The organism is Halopseudomonas oceani (assembly GCF_002903165.1).
GTDB classification, from domain to species: domain Bacteria; phylum Pseudomonadota; class Gammaproteobacteria; order Pseudomonadales; family Pseudomonadaceae; genus Halopseudomonas; species Halopseudomonas oceani.
Genome location: NZ_PPSK01000003.1, coordinates 252,155 through 266,573, shown reverse-complemented (window position 1 = coordinate 266,573; position 14,419 = coordinate 252,155). Strand labels below are relative to the sequence as shown.

Genomic DNA, 14,419 nt, shown 5'->3' with positions numbered 1-14,419 from the left:
GCCTTAAGCGGCAAGCAAAACCCGCGCGTTATCGAGCCGCGCGGTGTTTAAACCAATTAATAGCGGCACAGTTTGCAAGAGCGCTTGACGGCTGCGCCGCCCTGCTTACCATTGCCCACAGCTTGTGGGGGCGGCCATCCGCCTTGCGGCTTACCTTTCCCTTTTAATCTTGGAGTTGTTGATCATGCCTGTCGGTCTTGGCCCTTTGCCTGTGCTGCACCCTGTACCCGGTTTTCGTCTTGGTATCGCTTCTGCCGGGATCAAGCGAGTCGGTCGCAAGGATGTCGTGGTCATGGAAGCGGCGGAAGGCTCGACGATTGCGGGCGTATTCACGCAGAACGCATTCTGCGCCGCACCGGTTACCCTGTGCCGCCAACGTATGGGCAGCACCCCGCGTTATCTGCTGGTTAATACGGGTAACGCCAACGCCGGGACCGGCAAGCCAGGCATGGTGGCAGCCGAGCGGACCTGTGAGGCGCTAGCCGAGCTGGTTGGAGTCAAGTCGGAACAGATTTTGCCATTCAGCACGGGTGTTATTGGTGAGTTGTTGCCTGCTGACAAGATTATTCCGGTGCTGCCTGCAGCCCTTGAAAACCTGTCCGAAGATAACTGGGCGGTTGCCGCCGAAGGGATCATGACAACCGATACCCAGCCAAAAGGCTGCAGCCGGCAGATTCAGATTGCCGGTCAGACCGTGACCATCACTGGTACCTCCAAAGGCGCCGGGATGATTCGTCCGAACATGGCTACCATGCTGGGTTACGTTGCCACCGATGCGCCGGTTGCCCAGCCGGTGCTGCAGGCGCTGCTGCGTGAAGCCGCAGACCTGTCTTTCAACCGTATTACCATCGACGGCGATACCAGCACCAACGACTCCTGCATGCTGGTTGCGACCGGCCAGGCCGCCATCGCTCCGATCGACAGCACCGAGGCAGCGGGCTACGCCGAGCTGGCCGCAGCGATCAAGGAAGTGCTGCTGGTGCTGGCCCAGGCCATCGTTCGTGATGGTGAGGGCGCAACCAAGTTTGTCACTGTTCAGGTCAACGGCGGCGGCAACCGCAACGAGTGTCTGGATGTCGCCTACGCCGTGGCGCACTCGCCGCTGATTAAGACGGCGCTATTTGCTTCTGATCCGAATTGGGGGCGTATTCTGGCCGCTGTCGGCTATGCTGGGGTGCCGAATCTGGATGTCGAGAAAATTGACGTCTACCTCGATGATGTCTGCATTACCCGTCAAGGCGGTCGAGCCCCTGAGTATGTTGAGGAGCAAGGCGCGCGGGTGATGGCCCAGGAAGAAATCACTATTCGCATTGAGCTGGGGCGCGGCGCCTGCTCTGAAACGCTCTGGACTACCGACCTGTCCCATGAGTATGTGCGGATCAACGCCGAGTACCGTACCTGAGTCATTACCTCTGACTGCAGATGTCGGCAGCCAGCACTGCCGACTCGCTGCGTAACCGTCCCACCCGGTTGATGATCAGTCGCCGGCCGGGATGTTCGGGATGCACCGGACACAGTCGAAGGGTTCCGGCAAGAAATCCGCCGTCCAGACGTTCAGACTCGCCCAGCGGGTTGTAGCGCAAATAGCGAGCCAGCTCCCCGGTCGCGCTGATCGTGGTGATGTTGGTCGCTTGATCCTCCTGCAGCAAGATATCGTCAGCATCCAGCTGCCCATTCTGGTTGTTGTCGACGAAAACCCGCCATCCCCCATTCCAGTTGCCGGCCAGCGGCGCCATGACGACTGCCTGATTGCGCGTGATAGCTGTCTCTCGCGTCAGGCGAATACTGTTGGTGAGTCGGTCTCCAGCGTTATCGAGCCGTTGCTGGTCAAGTGTGCGGGCCAAGGATGGCACGCCAAGCGTAACGGCCAAGCTCAGTAGGGTGATCGCCACTAGCAATTCGATCAGGCTGATGCCGCCGTCGTGCCGATTGGGTTGTCGATTTGATGCGCCCATCCTTGCTCCTGATACCTGTCATCCTGTTGATCTGACCGGTCATCGCGCCCCAGGCGACGTTGACCTCGGGTCTTTTTATAGTGCAGGTCGTACTAGGAGGGTTCTTTGGATGAAATATGTGAAGGGTTTCACTTTGATCGAGCTAATGATCGCGCTGGTGGTTGCGGGCGTGATTCTCGGTCTGGCCGTGCCAAGCATGAGAACCATGATGGCCAACAGCTCGCTCAGGTCGACCACTGCTGACCTGGCTTCAGCACTAGGAGCCGCAAGAATGCAAGCGCTCAGCATGCGTACGGATGTTGCCGTTGTTCCCGCGGCCGGCGGCTGGGATGACGGCTGGACAATCGATTACCCCGCTTCATCCAGTGAGCAGGACAAAACCTATACGCCTGAGGGTGGCGTTACGGTCAGTCGCGAGGACGCGCCCGGTGGGCTGACCTTCGTGGCCCAAGGTGGCGTGACCGGTGGCGGTGCGGAGTTTTCCGTTTGCTCAGCGGAGGCAAGCCCTGTCCGTGGTTATACCCTCCAATTGTCCTTTCTGGGCAAGGTTACACAGTCTGACAAAGGGGATTGTCCATGAGTTTGCTCCAGACCGATCGGCGACGTCAGGCGGGTGTTGGGTTGTTGGAAGTGTTGATTGCGTTGTTGATTATTGCAATTGGTGCTCTTGGCTACGCGGGGTTGCAGTTGACTGCTCTGCGTAATTCTGGCGATGCCGCCGACCGGGCCCATGCTGCCATGATCGCTCAGGACGCAATTGAGCGGATTAAGTCAAATCCGGCGATGAGTGATTACTACGCTGATCCGGATAACTGGCCGGCGTCGGCAAATGGCTCGGCTGGCAGCCCTGAGGACTGGAAGGTCTGCCGCGATGCTGTGTGCACTGCCGAGGAAATGGCTGACTGGGATATCAAACAGCTGGTTTGGGCCGCTTCTACCAGTTTGCTTGGCGGTAGAGTGATGGCCACTGACTGTGACTTCGGGTCTTTGGGCTGTGTTGTGGTCAGCTGGGACGAGCAGGCCCCTGCCTTGTGCTTGAGTGAGGATGGCATAAACACGGCAGACGACAGCCAGTGCCTGGTTATGGAGATTCAGCGATGATGGATAGAGAGCGAGGATTTGGCCTGATAGAGCTGATGGTGGCACTGGTACTGGGGCTCTTGGCCAGCGGTGTGGCCTTGCAGTTGCTACTGGTCAATAACCAGACTTTCTCGTTGCAGCGTACCTCCGCTACGTTGGAGCAGGATGGTCAGATGCTGTTGCGCTATATGATGGCCGATATTCGTCAGGCTGGTCGTGGTACGGCTACTGACGGAACCATCGACCCTGTTGTGTTTGATACAACACAGACCGCGTTTGCTCAGGATGGTGTCAACGGTGGCAATGATCAGTTGGTGATCAACTATTTTGGCCTGAGGGACTGCCAGGGTGGTGGTAACGGGACTGAACAGGAAATCATCAATCGCTATTTTGTCGACAATCAGGGCGTGCTGTCGTGTTCAGGCAATCTAAGCGGTGGGGTCGCCGAGCTGATGGAAGGGGTGGAAAGCTTTCAGGTGCAGTATGGTATTGACACCGAGCTCAATGGTCAGGCGGGGGTTACCCGTTATGTCAACGCTGGAGCACAGGGCGCCAGTCCGGTTGTGACTATACGTTTCGATATCCTGCTGCGGAGTGAGGGTGAGGTGCAAACCCCCGCTGTTGCGACTGCTTATTATCTTGGGGATCAGTTGGTTAACGTCGCAGCTGATCGACGCCTGCGCAAGGTGTTCAGATCCACTGTAATGATCCGTAACTTCGACTGGGATGGTGTTTGATGAAGCGTTCAATGATGCAAGCGCCTGCACAGCAGGGGATCGCTCTGGTCGTTGCTCTGGTCGTGTTGTTGATGGTCTCGGTTCTGGGGTTGTCAGCGATGCGTGCGAGTGTGTTTTCTGCGAAGGTCGCCACCGGCGTACAGTCCGATGTGATGACGTTTGAAGCAGCAGAGACCGCGATTGTGAGCACCTACGAAGAGCTGTCTGGGCTGAGCAATGAGCAGTTATATGCAGCGGTGGACGGTCAGGCTTCTCAGTTTTGTATAACGGAGAATGGTGCCGTTGACGGTGCCTGTGGCAGTACTAACTTCATGGATGTAAGGGGGCTATTGCAGGCTGAATCCCTCAGCTATTTGGATGGCTTCAGCCCAATCAGCGGATCCCAGGTCAGCTCCAGTGGCGGCGCTGGCGTATTTGTGGATTACCGAATCAATATTCTTGGTGAAAGCGAAATGCCGAACTACAGCATTGAGAACCATCACCTGCAGGAAACGCTCAAGCGTGGCATCAAGCCCGGCGCTGAGATCAATTAGGGAGAGCGTGCACATGATCAATCTGAAAACAGTATTGCGCACCCGATTGCTGGCCTGTTGCCTTGGTCTGGTAATCCCGGTATTCGCTAATGCGGACGACACTGAGATTTATTTCGCCCGAGCAAATGCGGCGAATGAACAGAATACGCCGAAAGCCAACGTGCTGATTATGCTGGACACGTCTGGCTCGATGCGTAATTGCCGCGCTGGTTCGGGAAGCAGCTGGTGTACTGATATAGAAAATCGACGTATCACGCTGTTGCACGAAGCGATGAAGCAGATTATCGCTGACGCGCCAAACACGGTGGAAATTGGCTTCGGTCGTTTGCGTGGTAGTTCTGGTGGGCAAATCCTATTGCCGGTAATGCCGGTTAACGATTTGACCAGACCTTACTTCCTAAATGCGCTGAATTCGATTAACGGCGGCCAGAATAGCGCTTATCCCAGTCGTAACGCGCAGCCATCAGGCAGTACGCCCACAGCGCTTGCTTTTGACGATATGGCAGACTACATGCTGGGTCGCAGAAACAGGACAGGCGTTTCCTACTCCAACTCTGGCAAGGTGTGTGTAAGTAATGCGCCAGATGAGGAGGTCTGTAGAGACGTTGTCCAAACAGATATCGTTCAGGTTGACTCTTGTGACACCTCCGATCCGGCCTGCAACGCCAGTTATGTTTGGAATACGGTGCCTTCCTGTAACCTCAATGAGTCGACCTGTCGACTGACCAGCTATCGTAGAGTCGACTGGTGCGATACTGATTTACCAAACTGTTATCGAGAGCGTTATTGGTGGTCTTGGCGTTATTACGAAGCGGATTATCAGCAGCGGAGTACCATTTATGAGCTAACCGTCCAAACCACGGTGCAGGTATGTGAAACGGTTGAGGGTGGCTGCGACGAGGAGCGAGCCGTGGTTAACGGTAGCAACTTTGTATCACCCGTTAACACTGCTAATCAGTGCGAGTCGAACCACATTATTCTGTTTACCGACGGTAGCCCCTCTGGCGATGACCCTGAGGATGTTGGACTCGTCCATTGTGGCAGGAACTCTTATGAGTGTCAGGTGCGAATTGCATCTGAGCTGAACTCAAACGGCAACAGCCTGAATACTCCCATCAAGACCCATAATATTGGTTTGTATATGGGGGACAGTACGCTGGCCAATATGAAAGCCGTGTCAGCTGCCGGCGGCGGTGAGACCTACGACTCTGACAGCGCAGAAACCCTGCTAGAAGCTTTCCAGGAAACTCTGGATCTGATCGACGAAGACGCGCGTTCCATCTCTGCGCCGGGCGTGGCTGTGAACGCCATGAACCGTTTCCAGCATCTGGATCAGCTGTACTATTCCGTGTTCCAGCCGTTCGAAAGCAGCTACTGGAATGGCAATCTTAAACGCTATCAAGTGGTGGACGGCGAAATCCATGGTCAGAACGGCTACGCGGTTGACCCGGCAACCGGGTACTTCCGTACCGGCTCCCAGAGCATGTGGAGCTCAATGATCGACGGCCCCGATGTTACCAAGGGCGGTGCCCGTGAGCAGGTGGGTACCCGCAACCTGTTTTACACCACTACGGCTGGTGGCGCGCTGCAGAAGCTCAATTGGGCAAGTTCCAGCGTGCCCAGCAATGCTCAACTTGGCCTCGGGGGCTCTGCTACCTCAGCCCAACGCACTGCGCTGTTGAACGAGCTCGAGAGTATGTGGGGGGATCCGCTGCACAGCGTGCCTGTCATGGTCAACTACGGTGAGGATGCCGAAAACAACTATGTTTTCGTTTCCACCAATGGCGGCATGCTACACGCAATCAAGACCGAAGATGGTTCGGAAGCTTTCGCCTTCATGCCTAACGAAATTCTGCAGAAGGCGAATCTCTATACCACCAGCCGGCCTGCTTTGAGGGTAGACAATACCCGCCAGACCTATGGACTGGACGGCAGCTGGGTCGCCTGGCGTAAAGGGGGCAACAATTCGCTGTCCGCGCCTGAAGCCGTTTACCTCTATGGCGGTATGCGTCGCGGGGGGCGTAGTTATTACGCGCTGAACGTTACGGATCCGACAGCTCCTTCGATGTTGTGGCAGGTGAACAATGGCTCCACTGGCATGTCCGGCTTGGGCCAGACATGGTCAACGCCTACCCTGACCAGCGTACCTGACGGCTCTGGCAGCAAGGTGCCGATCCTGGTTGTTGGGGGAGGGTATAGTCCGACCGACCATGACGATTCTGCCTCCCTGTCGGCGGCTGACCAGATGGGCAATATGGTCTACTTCCTGAATGCGGAAACCGGTGAGGTGCTTTGGTCGGCAGGTGGGCGCAATGAGGCTACGGAAAACGTTGCCAATATGAAGTGGGCCGTGCCCAGCAGTATTGCTGTTGTTGACATCGACTTTGACGGTGTGGCGGACCACATGTACTTCGGCGATCTGGCCGGCCAGGTGTTCCGTATCACCATCAAGGATAATGGTGAGCACGTGGTTGATCGCATAGCTAACCTGGGGGGCAGTGGTAGTGCGCGTCGTCGCTTCTATGAGGCACCGGCGGTTGGCCTGGTCAAAGCCAGTACAGGCAATGAACTGTATGTGGTCATAGGCTCCGGGTATCGGGCGCACCCATTGGATGAAACTGTCACTGATGGGGTGTTTGTTATTCGAGATCGCACGGCGCTTCGTGGGTCCGGCTCGCAAACGCTGGCTACCACTGTCAATATGACTAATGTCACTTCCGGTGGTCAGCCGCTTTCAACCAGTCGCGGCTGGTACTACACATTTGGTGAGACGGGGGAGAAGGCGCTGGCTTCGCCGGTAATCTTCAACGGTCGGATTTTGTTTACGACCTATGCGCCAACGGTGGATCAGGAGTATGACAATCCGTGCGCAGTCCGTTATGGTCGCGCCTACCTGCATACGGTTAACCTGGTAACGGCACTTCCGGCTGCGTTGTCGGATGATTTGCCAGCACCTGCCAGTCGCAGTCAGGCGCTTGAGCAGTCAACTCCGGCACCAACGCCGACGTTGCTGGTCGACGACGAAGGCCGAGTCATTACGATCGTGGGTACCGAGGTCGTTGGGGAGGGCTCATTGGGAGACCCCCGTTTGCGTAAGCGCCGTTGGATGCAGCTGCCTCCGGACGAGGCAAATGTAATTCGGCAGACGCAGGTGAGCTCAGATTCTGAAGGTGAGGGAGAAAGCCAAGGTGAAACTGATGGTCAGTAGATCGAAGGGGTTTACCCTGATCGAAGTGATGATAGTGGTGGCCATTATTGGTCTGCTGGCAGCGATCGCCTATCCCGCGTACACCTCGTACGTTGAGCGTGGGCTGCAGCGCGAGGCGCAAGGGCAGATTATGGAGCTGGCAAGCGCTCTTGAAGGATACCGGACGAAGAACTTCACCTACACAGGAGCCACGGTTGCGGCGCTTGCGCCGGAGTTGAACGCCAATGTTAACTACGGCGTGCAGCTGAATGTTGCTGCGACTGGACTTAGTTATCGGATAGTTGCGACGCCGAGAGGGCGAATGGCTGGTTCGGATACCCTAACTTGGGCTAGCGATGGGACCGCATCCTGGGAGTAGGCGGCTGGTGGCGCTGCTGGCGCGCCTAGCGGCGCTCCAGCAGGACCCCTGACTCCATGTGATGGGTATAGGGGAATTGATCGAACAGGGCGCACCGCACTACGCGGTGCGTTTTTGTAAGTTCCTGCAGGTTTTCTGCCAGCGTTTCCGGGTTGCAGGAAATGTACAGAACGCGGCGGTAGCCTTTGACCAGCTTCAGCGTGGCTGGGTCCAGACCTGCACGTGGCGGGTCAACAAACACGGTGCCGAACTCGAAGCCAGTCAGGTCGATGCCTTGCAGGCGTCGGAAGGGGCGTACGCCGGTCAGTGCCTGGGTGACCTCTTCGCTGGCGAGTCGAACCAGCGTTACGTTTTCCACGCCATTGATCCGCAGGTTCTCCTGCGCCGCCCGCACTGAGCTTTTCGCCAGCTCGGTGGCCAGGACGCGGCGGAAGCGGGTTGACAGCGGCAGGGTAAAGTTGCCGTTACCGCAGTACAACTCCAGCAGGTCGTCATTATTTTCACCAGCAGCATCCAGGGCCCAGCCCAGCATATGCTGATTTACTTCGCCGTTCGGCTGCGTGAAGCCGCCTTCGATTTGCTGGTAGTGCCACTGGCGGCCCGCAACTTGGAGGGTTTCCACCACATGATCCGTCTGCAGCACGCGCTTCTGGCCGCGGCTGCGGCCAATTAGCTGAACACCCAGTTGCTCGGCCAGCGTCTTGGCTGGTGCGTCCCAGCTGTCATCCAGTGGGCGGTGGTAGCACAGGGTGATCAGTGCCTGACCGGAGAGGGTGGTCAGAAACTCGACCTGAAACAGCTTGCGACCCAGGATCGGGTCGGCCTTGCAGGCCTCCAGCAGGGGCATCATTAATGCGTTGATCTGACGGCTGGCAATCGGCAGCTGTTCGATCAGAATCGGGCTGCGCTTGTCGCCCTGTTCGAACATGGCGTAGTAGGGGACGCCAGCTTCGTACCAGAGGCGAAACTCCGCGCGCAGGCGAAAGTGCCCGCGGGCCGACTCGAACACCTCGGGGGGCGGAGCATCAAACGGCGCGAGCAATGTTTGCAGGCGCTCACGCTTTTCGTTCAGCTGCGTATCGTATTGTGCGGGATGGAATGCGGTACTCATCAGCTGAACAGCGCCAGTTTGATAACGAACAGCCCGGCCAGAATGTATAAGCTGGGATTGAGCTCACGCCAGCGCCCCGCCAGCAGTTTGATCACAGTCCAACTGATAAAACCGAGGGCGATGCCATTGGCAATCGAGAAAGTCAGCGGCATCGCCAGTGCGGTAACGACCACAGGTGCTGCTTCGGTCAGGTCGTCCCAGTTGATCTGTACCAGGCCGTGGGTCATGAGTACGGCGACGAATAGCAACGCAGGTGCGGTTGCGTAGCCGGGCACGGCGGTGGCCAGCGGCGAGAAGAACATGCTGAGCAGAAACAGCAGTGCGACTACGCATGCGGTCAGGCCGGTGCGGCCACCAGCGCTGATACCGGCAGTAGATTCGATGTAGCTGGTGGTGGTGGAGGTGCCAAGCGCTGCGCCAGCCATGGTGGCGGTGCTATCCGCCATCAGAGCGCGACCGAGGCGTGGCATCTTGCCGTCTGCTTCGACCAGATTGGCTTTTTGGGCGACGCCGATCAGGGTGCCAGACGTGTCGAACAGATCTACGAATAGGAATGCGAAGACGACACTCAGCAGGCCAACTTCAAGGGCTCCCTTGATATCCAGCTCCAGGAATGTGGGCTGCAGGCTGGGCGGGCTTGAAATCAGGCCGTCGAGGTGGCTGAGGCCGAGCGCGAAGCTGGCGGCGGTAACCAGTAGAATACCGATCATGACGGCACCGGTGATCTTGCGGTAGGAGAGGGCAACGATAATCGCGAAGCCGGCGGCCGCGAGCAGTGGTTCAGGCTTGCTCAGGTTGCCCATGGTCACGAGAGTGACGGGGTGATCGACCACCAAGCCAGCACTTTTCAGTGCGATCAGTGCAAGGAACAATCCGATGCCGGCTGCGATTGCGGAGCGTAGTGGCAGGGGGATGCTGTCGATGATCCATTCGCGAATCCGGAACAGGCTGAGCAGGAAGAACAGGAAACCGGACAGGAATACCGCGCCAAGCGCGACCTGCCAGGTGTACCCCATGGATCCGACCACCGTGTAGCTGAAAAACGCATTCAGGCCCATGCCGGGGGCCAGCGCAATCGGATAGTTCGCCCACAGGCCCATGACCAGAGAACCAATGGCGGCGGCCAGGCAGGTGGCTACGAAGGCTGCGCCCGGGTCTATGCCGGCATCGGCCATCATCATCGGGTTGACGAAGATGATGTACGCCATGGTGAGGAAGGTGGTAACACCAGCAAGTACTTCAGTGCGTACGTTGCTACCGTGTTCGCGCAGTTTGAACAGTTTTTCCAGCATGTGGGCGGCTTTCCGGGCAGGGGGGCAGAAAGCGACGCATTGTAGCGGATTCGCAGCACTGGGTGAATTTTTGCCGACAGTGTGTCAGGCTTGTCGGCCAATTTTTCATCCGGAGGCTCGCCATGAGCAACATTATCGATACCGACGAGAAGCGCGTCAGCTACGGCATTGGCCGTCAGATGGGCGAGCAGCTGCTGGCCAGCAACATCCCTGACCTGGCGCTGGAGCTGGTGGCTGCAGGCCTGAAAGATGCTTTCCAGCAGCAGGCTAGCCAGGTGCCTGAAGCGGAGCTGCAGGCTGCGTTCCAGGTGCTGCAGGGCAAGATGCAGGCGGCTGCCGAAGCGGCGGCTGCAGAGGCCGCACAGGCCGGCGTTGATTTTCTGGCTGAGAATGCCAAGCGCGAGGGCGTCATCACCCTGGAGTCGGGTCTGCAGTACGAAGTCGTTACGGCTGGTACAGGCGCAACGCCGGAAGCGGGTTCCACCGTTCGTACGCACTACGAAGGCACTCTGATCTCTGGTGAGGTTTTCGACAGCTCCTACAAGCGCGGCCAGCCGGCCGAGTTCCCGGTGGGTGGCGTTATTGCTGGCTGGACTGAAGCGCTGCAACTGATGCAGGAAGGCGCCAAGTGGCGTCTGTACATCCCGTCCGAGCTGGCCTACGGGGTTCGTGGCGCGGGTAACAGCATTCCGCCGCACAGTGCCCTGGTTTTCGATATCGAGCTGATCAAGGTTCTTTGATAGGTCTGGACGCGGTTCCGCGTCCAACCCGTCGCCGGGCGTGCGCCTAACCCCGGTCCCTGCGTAGGGTCACGGCATGCCGTGACCGTGCGGCCTGAGGGGTATCCACCGGCGGGTGTTGTATCGTGCAATCTTGACCCCGGGCACGGCATGCCGTGCCCCTACGGGTGTGCGCTTGGCTCCGATCCTTGTGTAGGGTCACGGCGCGGCGCGACCGGGCCAACCCGCTGGGTTTCAGGTGTGGCGCCCTCTGCACGGCGAGGGCCTGCAATCGCTTAGAAGCTGCGTTTCACTGCAAAGCGCGCCAGCAGCTCCAGTGACTCGCGATAAGCCGACGGCGGCAGGGCTGCCAGCAGTGCGACGGCACGGTCGGCGTGCTCGTTTGCCAGGCGCGCAGTGTAATCTAGCGCGCCGCTGTCGGTGACGGCTGCGCGGATAGGCGCGATATCGTCCGTGCCGCCCTTTTGGATGGCGCTTCGTACCAGTGCGGCCTGTTCGGCGGTGCCATTGCGCATGGTGTAGATCAAGGGCAGCGTGGGTTTGCCTTCAGCCAGATCGTCGCCAACGTTTTTGCCCATCTCGGCAGCGTCGCCGCTGTAGTCCAGTAGGTCGTCCATCAGTTGGAATGCGATACCAAGGGCGTCTCCATACTGGCGTAGTGCTTCGGTCTGTTCGCTGCTGGCCTTGCTGAGAATGGCGGCGCTGTGGCACGCGGCTTCGAATAGCATGGCGGTTTTGCTGCGAATAACTTCCATGTAGGTGGCTTCGTCGGTATTGGCGTCGCGCACCTTGGACAGCTGCAGCACCTCGCCTTCGGCAATCACGTTGGTGGCGTTGGCAAGGATGCGCATGACGTCCAGTTCGCCGAGGGCAACCATCATCTCGAAGGCGCGGGAATAGAGGAAGTCGCCTACCAGTACGCTCGGCGCATTGCCCCAGAGGGCATTGGCGGTAGAGCGTCCGCGGCGCATGTCGGAGGTGTCCACCACGTCGTCATGCAGCAGGGTAGCGGTGTGCAGGAATTCAATGATGGCAGCCAGCTTGTGCTGGTCCGGGCTATCGGCATTGCAGGCTCTGGCGCTGAGCAGCACCACCAGCGGGCGCAGGCGTTTGCCGCCGGCGCTGATGATGTAATGGCCGATCTTTTCCACGAGGGGTACCCGGGAGTGCAGTTGGTCCAGGATCAGCTGGTTGACCGCAGCAAAGTCTCCGGCGACCGGCTCGTAGAAAGGCAACGTGCTCATTGATTGCAGAATTCCAGAAAAGGTTCCGCGGCATGCTAGGTTGCGGGCCTCGGACTGTCAAGGAACGCGGGTTTGACGCACATTGCGGTGCTTGCTTATTGTCGGGCGGTTGAGTAAAATCCGCGCCCTGAGATAAAGCATCCCTGTTTTGACAATGGCAAGGTCGATTTCGATAGGCGAAGTCACTTGCAGCCATGCCAGCCAATAACCATTCCTCTAAAGCGCTGGGTGAGCAGGATTACGGAGAAAGCAACATGTACGCAGTCATTGTTACCGGCGGCAAGCAATACAAGGTCGCTGAAGGCGAGTTCCTGAAAGTAGAGAAACTGGACGTTGAAACCGGCGCCAGCATTGAGTTTGACAAGGTGCTGCTGGTTGCAGACGGCGACGACGTCAAGATCGGTGCTCCGGTGGTTGAAGGTGCCAAGGTGACTGCAGAAGTCAGCGCGCACGGTCGTGGTGATAAAGTTCGCATCATCAAGTTCCGTCGCCGTAAGCACCACATGAAGCGTCAGGGCCACCGTCAGTGGTACACCGAAATCAAGATCACCGGCATCTCTGCCTAAGCTGATTCAGGAGAGTAAAGACTCATGGCACACAAAAAAGCAGGCGGTTCCACGCGTAACGGCCGCGATTCAGAATCCAAACGACTTGGTGTGAAAATGTATGGTGGTCAGGCCATCGTTCCGGGCAACATCATCGTTCGCCAGCGCGGCACCGAGTTCCATCCCGGCAAGAACGTTGGCATGGGCAAGGATCACACTCTGTTCGCCAAGGTTGAAGGTGTGGTCAAGTTTGAAGTCAAAGGCAAATTCGGTCGTCGTTACGTTAGTGTCGTAACTGCCTGATAAGCCCCAGCTTCTGAAAAGCCCTGTCTTGCGACGGGGCTTTTTTGTTTGTAGCGTATCTTTTCCAATAGCCCGTCCCGCCTGGGAAGGGGAGATAAATGAAATTTGTTGATGAGGTAGCCATTACGGTCAAGGCCGGTGATGGTGGTAATGGCTGCATGAGCTTCCGTCGCGAGAAGTTCATTCCCAAGGGTGGTCCGGATGGTGGTGACGGCGGTGACGGCGGCTCCATCTATCTTGAGGCTGACCCCAATCTGAACACGCTGGTTGACTACCGCTATACGCGTCGCTTCAATGCGCAGCGTGGCGAGAATGGTCGTGGCAGTGACTGTACTGGTGCCAAGGGTGAGGATATGGTGCTTCCGGTGCCGGTCGGCACTACGATCATCGATGCCGGCACCCAAGAGATCATTGGCGATCTGACCGAGGCTGGTCAGCGTCTGCTGGTGGCCCAGGGTGGTTTTCACGGTCTGGGCAACACCCGTTTCAAGTCCAGTGTGAACCGGGCGCCGCGCCAGACCACGCAGGGTTCGCTGGGCGAGCTGCGTGACCTGAAACTGGAGCTGAAGGTGCTCGCCGATGTGGGGCTGCTGGGCTTGCCGAATGCGGGTAAGAGTACCTTTATCCGCTCAGTCTCTGCGGCCAAGCCGAAGGTGGCTGATTATCCGTTCACTACCATGGTGCCGAACCTGGGAGTAGTTGATGTCGGGCAGTTGCGCAGCTTTGTGATTGCGGATATCCCGGGCGTTATTGCCGGTGCTGCTGACGGTGCTGGTCTTGGTACGCGCTTCCTCAAGCACCTGTCGCGCACCCGCCTGTTGCTGCACCTGGTTGATATGGCGCCGCTGGATCAGTCCGATCCGGTGGAAGCGGTTGAAACTATCATCCATGAGCTGGGCAAGTTCAGTCCTTCGCTGACGCTGCGTGAGCGCTGGCTGGTGCTGAACAAGTGCGACCAGCTGCTGGAGGATGAGCAGCAGGCGATTCTGGATGATGTGGTCGAGCGTCTGGAGTGGGAAGGTCCGGTGTATGTCATTTCCGCCTCTGAGCGCATGGGTACCGCGGAGCTTGCCAAGGATGTGATGAATTGGCTGGATGAGCGTGAGCATCGCCTGGTTGAGGATGAAGAGTACGCCGAAGAGATGGCCAAGCTGGATCAGCGTATCGAGGACGAGGCGCGCGCGCATATTCAGGCGCTGGATGACCGTCGTGCGCTGCGCAAGCAGGGTATTTCGGCGGATGATCTGGATGATGACGACGACGAGGATGATGAGGACGGTCCGGAGATCTTCTACGTCCACTGATTGCTCTGC

Annotated in this window: 15 protein-coding genes; 11 read left to right on the top strand and 4 right to left on the bottom strand. The window is 58.0% G+C overall.

Annotated elements, in window-relative coordinates:
• Positions 1-184 precede the first annotated feature (184 nt).
• On the top strand, positions 185-1,402 hold the full coding sequence (argJ, locus tag C1949_RS05295) for a bifunctional glutamate N-acetyltransferase/amino-acid acetyltransferase ArgJ (RefSeq protein ID WP_104737422.1): 1,218 nt from the start codon (positions 185-187) through the stop codon (positions 1,400-1,402).
• A gap of 4 nt (positions 1,403-1,406) precedes the next feature.
• Here the strand turns inward: argJ and C1949_RS05290 are convergent, their stop codons facing one another.
• The gene (locus C1949_RS05290) at positions 1,407-1,955 is read right to left on the bottom strand and encodes a GspH/FimT family pseudopilin (RefSeq protein ID WP_104737421.1); all 549 of its coding nucleotides are present in this window, start codon (positions 1,953-1,955) and stop codon (positions 1,407-1,409) included.
• A 109-nt stretch (positions 1,956-2,064) separates the two neighbouring features.
• On the opposite strand from C1949_RS05290, the gene C1949_RS05285 reads away from it, so the two are divergent.
• The 6 genes from C1949_RS05285 to C1949_RS19750 are packed head-to-tail and all read left to right on the top strand — an operon-like array spanning position 2,065 to position 7,871.
• Complete coding sequence (locus C1949_RS05285; RefSeq protein ID WP_170063007.1) at positions 2,065-2,535, top strand: GspH/FimT family pseudopilin; 471 nt, start codon at positions 2,065-2,067, stop codon at positions 2,533-2,535.
• A complete protein-coding gene (gene pilV / locus C1949_RS05280; protein WP_104737419.1) occupies positions 2,532-3,056 on the top strand; it encodes a type IV pilus modification protein PilV in 525 nt (174 codons plus the stop codon). Before C1949_RS05285 ends, pilV begins: the two co-directional genes overlap by 4 nt.
• Positions 3,053-3,772 (top strand): PilW family protein, encoded by a 720-nt coding sequence (locus C1949_RS05275; RefSeq protein WP_104737418.1) that lies wholly within the window; start codon positions 3,053-3,055, stop codon positions 3,770-3,772. Before pilV ends, C1949_RS05275 begins: the two co-directional genes overlap by 4 nt.
• Complete coding sequence (locus C1949_RS05270) at positions 3,772-4,305, top strand: PilX N-terminal domain-containing pilus assembly protein (protein ID WP_104737417.1); 534 nt, start codon at positions 3,772-3,774, stop codon at positions 4,303-4,305. Before C1949_RS05275 ends, C1949_RS05270 begins: the two co-directional genes overlap by 1 nt.
• Positions 4,306-4,318: 13 nt before the next feature.
• Complete coding sequence (locus C1949_RS05265) at positions 4,319-7,513, top strand: PilC/PilY family type IV pilus protein (RefSeq protein ID WP_104737416.1); 3,195 nt, start codon at positions 4,319-4,321, stop codon at positions 7,511-7,513.
• Complete coding sequence (locus C1949_RS19750) at positions 7,503-7,871, top strand: type IV pilin protein (RefSeq protein WP_104737415.1); 369 nt, start codon at positions 7,503-7,505, stop codon at positions 7,869-7,871. The genes C1949_RS05265 and C1949_RS19750 overlap by 11 nt, the downstream gene beginning before the upstream one ends.
• 25 nt (positions 7,872-7,896) lie before the next feature.
• Here the strand turns inward: C1949_RS19750 and trmA are convergent, their stop codons facing one another.
• Complete coding sequence (gene trmA, locus C1949_RS05255) at positions 7,897-8,982, bottom strand: tRNA (uridine(54)-C5)-methyltransferase TrmA (protein ID WP_104737414.1); 1,086 nt, start codon at positions 8,980-8,982, stop codon at positions 7,897-7,899.
• Positions 8,982-10,274 (bottom strand): NCS2 family permease, encoded by a 1,293-nt coding sequence (locus C1949_RS05250; RefSeq protein WP_104737413.1) that lies wholly within the window; start codon positions 10,272-10,274, stop codon positions 8,982-8,984. Before C1949_RS05250 ends, trmA begins: the two co-directional genes overlap by 1 nt.
• 122 nt (positions 10,275-10,396) lie before the next feature.
• On the opposite strand from C1949_RS05250, the gene bamJ reads away from it, so the two are divergent.
• Positions 10,397-11,014, top strand: a complete 618-nt coding sequence (gene bamJ / locus C1949_RS05245; RefSeq protein ID WP_104737412.1) for a BamJ family beta-barrel-assembly machinery protein — start codon at positions 10,397-10,399, stop codon at positions 11,012-11,014.
• A 275-nt stretch (positions 11,015-11,289) separates the two neighbouring features.
• On the opposite strand, the gene ispB is transcribed toward bamJ, so the two are convergent.
• The gene (gene ispB / locus C1949_RS05240; protein ID WP_104737411.1) at positions 11,290-12,258 is read right to left on the bottom strand and encodes an octaprenyl diphosphate synthase; all 969 of its coding nucleotides are present in this window, start codon (positions 12,256-12,258) and stop codon (positions 11,290-11,292) included.
• Positions 12,259-12,512: 254 nt separating this feature from the next.
• On the opposite strand from ispB, the gene rplU reads away from it, so the two are divergent.
• From rplU to cgtA, 3 genes are all read left to right on the top strand, one after another.
• The gene (gene rplU / locus C1949_RS05235) at positions 12,513-12,824 is read left to right on the top strand and encodes a 50S ribosomal protein L21 (RefSeq protein WP_104737410.1); all 312 of its coding nucleotides are present in this window, start codon (positions 12,513-12,515) and stop codon (positions 12,822-12,824) included.
• A 24-nt stretch (positions 12,825-12,848) separates the two neighbouring features.
• The gene (rpmA, locus tag C1949_RS05230; RefSeq protein ID WP_088274866.1) at positions 12,849-13,106 is read left to right on the top strand and encodes a 50S ribosomal protein L27; all 258 of its coding nucleotides are present in this window, start codon (positions 12,849-12,851) and stop codon (positions 13,104-13,106) included.
• Positions 13,107-13,204: 98 nt separating this feature from the next.
• On the top strand, positions 13,205-14,410 hold the full coding sequence (gene cgtA / locus C1949_RS05225) for an Obg family GTPase CgtA (protein ID WP_104737409.1): 1,206 nt from the start codon (positions 13,205-13,207) through the stop codon (positions 14,408-14,410).
• The last annotated feature ends 9 nt before the right edge of the window (positions 14,411-14,419 follow it).

What these genes read in the sequence shown, in the direction of transcription:
- argJ (WP_104737422.1), top strand. Translation starts at nt 185, where the DNA reads ATGCCTGTCGGTCTTGGCCCTTTGCCTGTGCTGCACCCTGTACCCGGT.
- C1949_RS05290 (WP_104737421.1), bottom strand. Translation starts at nt 1,955, where the DNA reads ATGGGCGCATCAAATCGACAACCCAATCGGCACGACGGCGGCATCAGC.
- C1949_RS05285 (WP_170063007.1), top strand. Translation starts at nt 2,065, where the DNA reads ATGAAATATGTGAAGGGTTTCACTTTGATCGAGCTAATGATCGCGCTG.
- pilV (WP_104737419.1), top strand. Translation starts at nt 2,532, where the DNA reads ATGAGTTTGCTCCAGACCGATCGGCGACGTCAGGCGGGTGTTGGGTTG.
- C1949_RS05275 (WP_104737418.1), top strand. Translation starts at nt 3,053, where the DNA reads ATGATGGATAGAGAGCGAGGATTTGGCCTGATAGAGCTGATGGTGGCA.
- C1949_RS05270 (WP_104737417.1), top strand. Translation starts at nt 3,772, where the DNA reads ATGAAGCGTTCAATGATGCAAGCGCCTGCACAGCAGGGGATCGCTCTG.
- C1949_RS05265 (WP_104737416.1), top strand. Translation starts at nt 4,319, where the DNA reads ATGATCAATCTGAAAACAGTATTGCGCACCCGATTGCTGGCCTGTTGC.
- C1949_RS19750 (WP_104737415.1), top strand. Translation starts at nt 7,503, where the DNA reads ATGGTCAGTAGATCGAAGGGGTTTACCCTGATCGAAGTGATGATAGTG.
- trmA (WP_104737414.1), bottom strand. Translation starts at nt 8,982, where the DNA reads ATGAGTACCGCATTCCATCCCGCACAATACGATACGCAGCTGAACGAA.
- C1949_RS05250 (WP_104737413.1), bottom strand. Translation starts at nt 10,274, where the DNA reads ATGCTGGAAAAACTGTTCAAACTGCGCGAACACGGTAGCAACGTACGC.
- bamJ (WP_104737412.1), top strand. Translation starts at nt 10,397, where the DNA reads ATGAGCAACATTATCGATACCGACGAGAAGCGCGTCAGCTACGGCATT.
- ispB (WP_104737411.1), bottom strand. Translation starts at nt 12,258, where the DNA reads ATGAGCACGTTGCCTTTCTACGAGCCGGTCGCCGGAGACTTTGCTGCG.
- rplU (WP_104737410.1), top strand. Translation starts at nt 12,513, where the DNA reads ATGTACGCAGTCATTGTTACCGGCGGCAAGCAATACAAGGTCGCTGAA.
- rpmA (WP_088274866.1), top strand. Translation starts at nt 12,849, where the DNA reads ATGGCACACAAAAAAGCAGGCGGTTCCACGCGTAACGGCCGCGATTCA.
- cgtA (WP_104737409.1), top strand. Translation starts at nt 13,205, where the DNA reads ATGAAATTTGTTGATGAGGTAGCCATTACGGTCAAGGCCGGTGATGGT.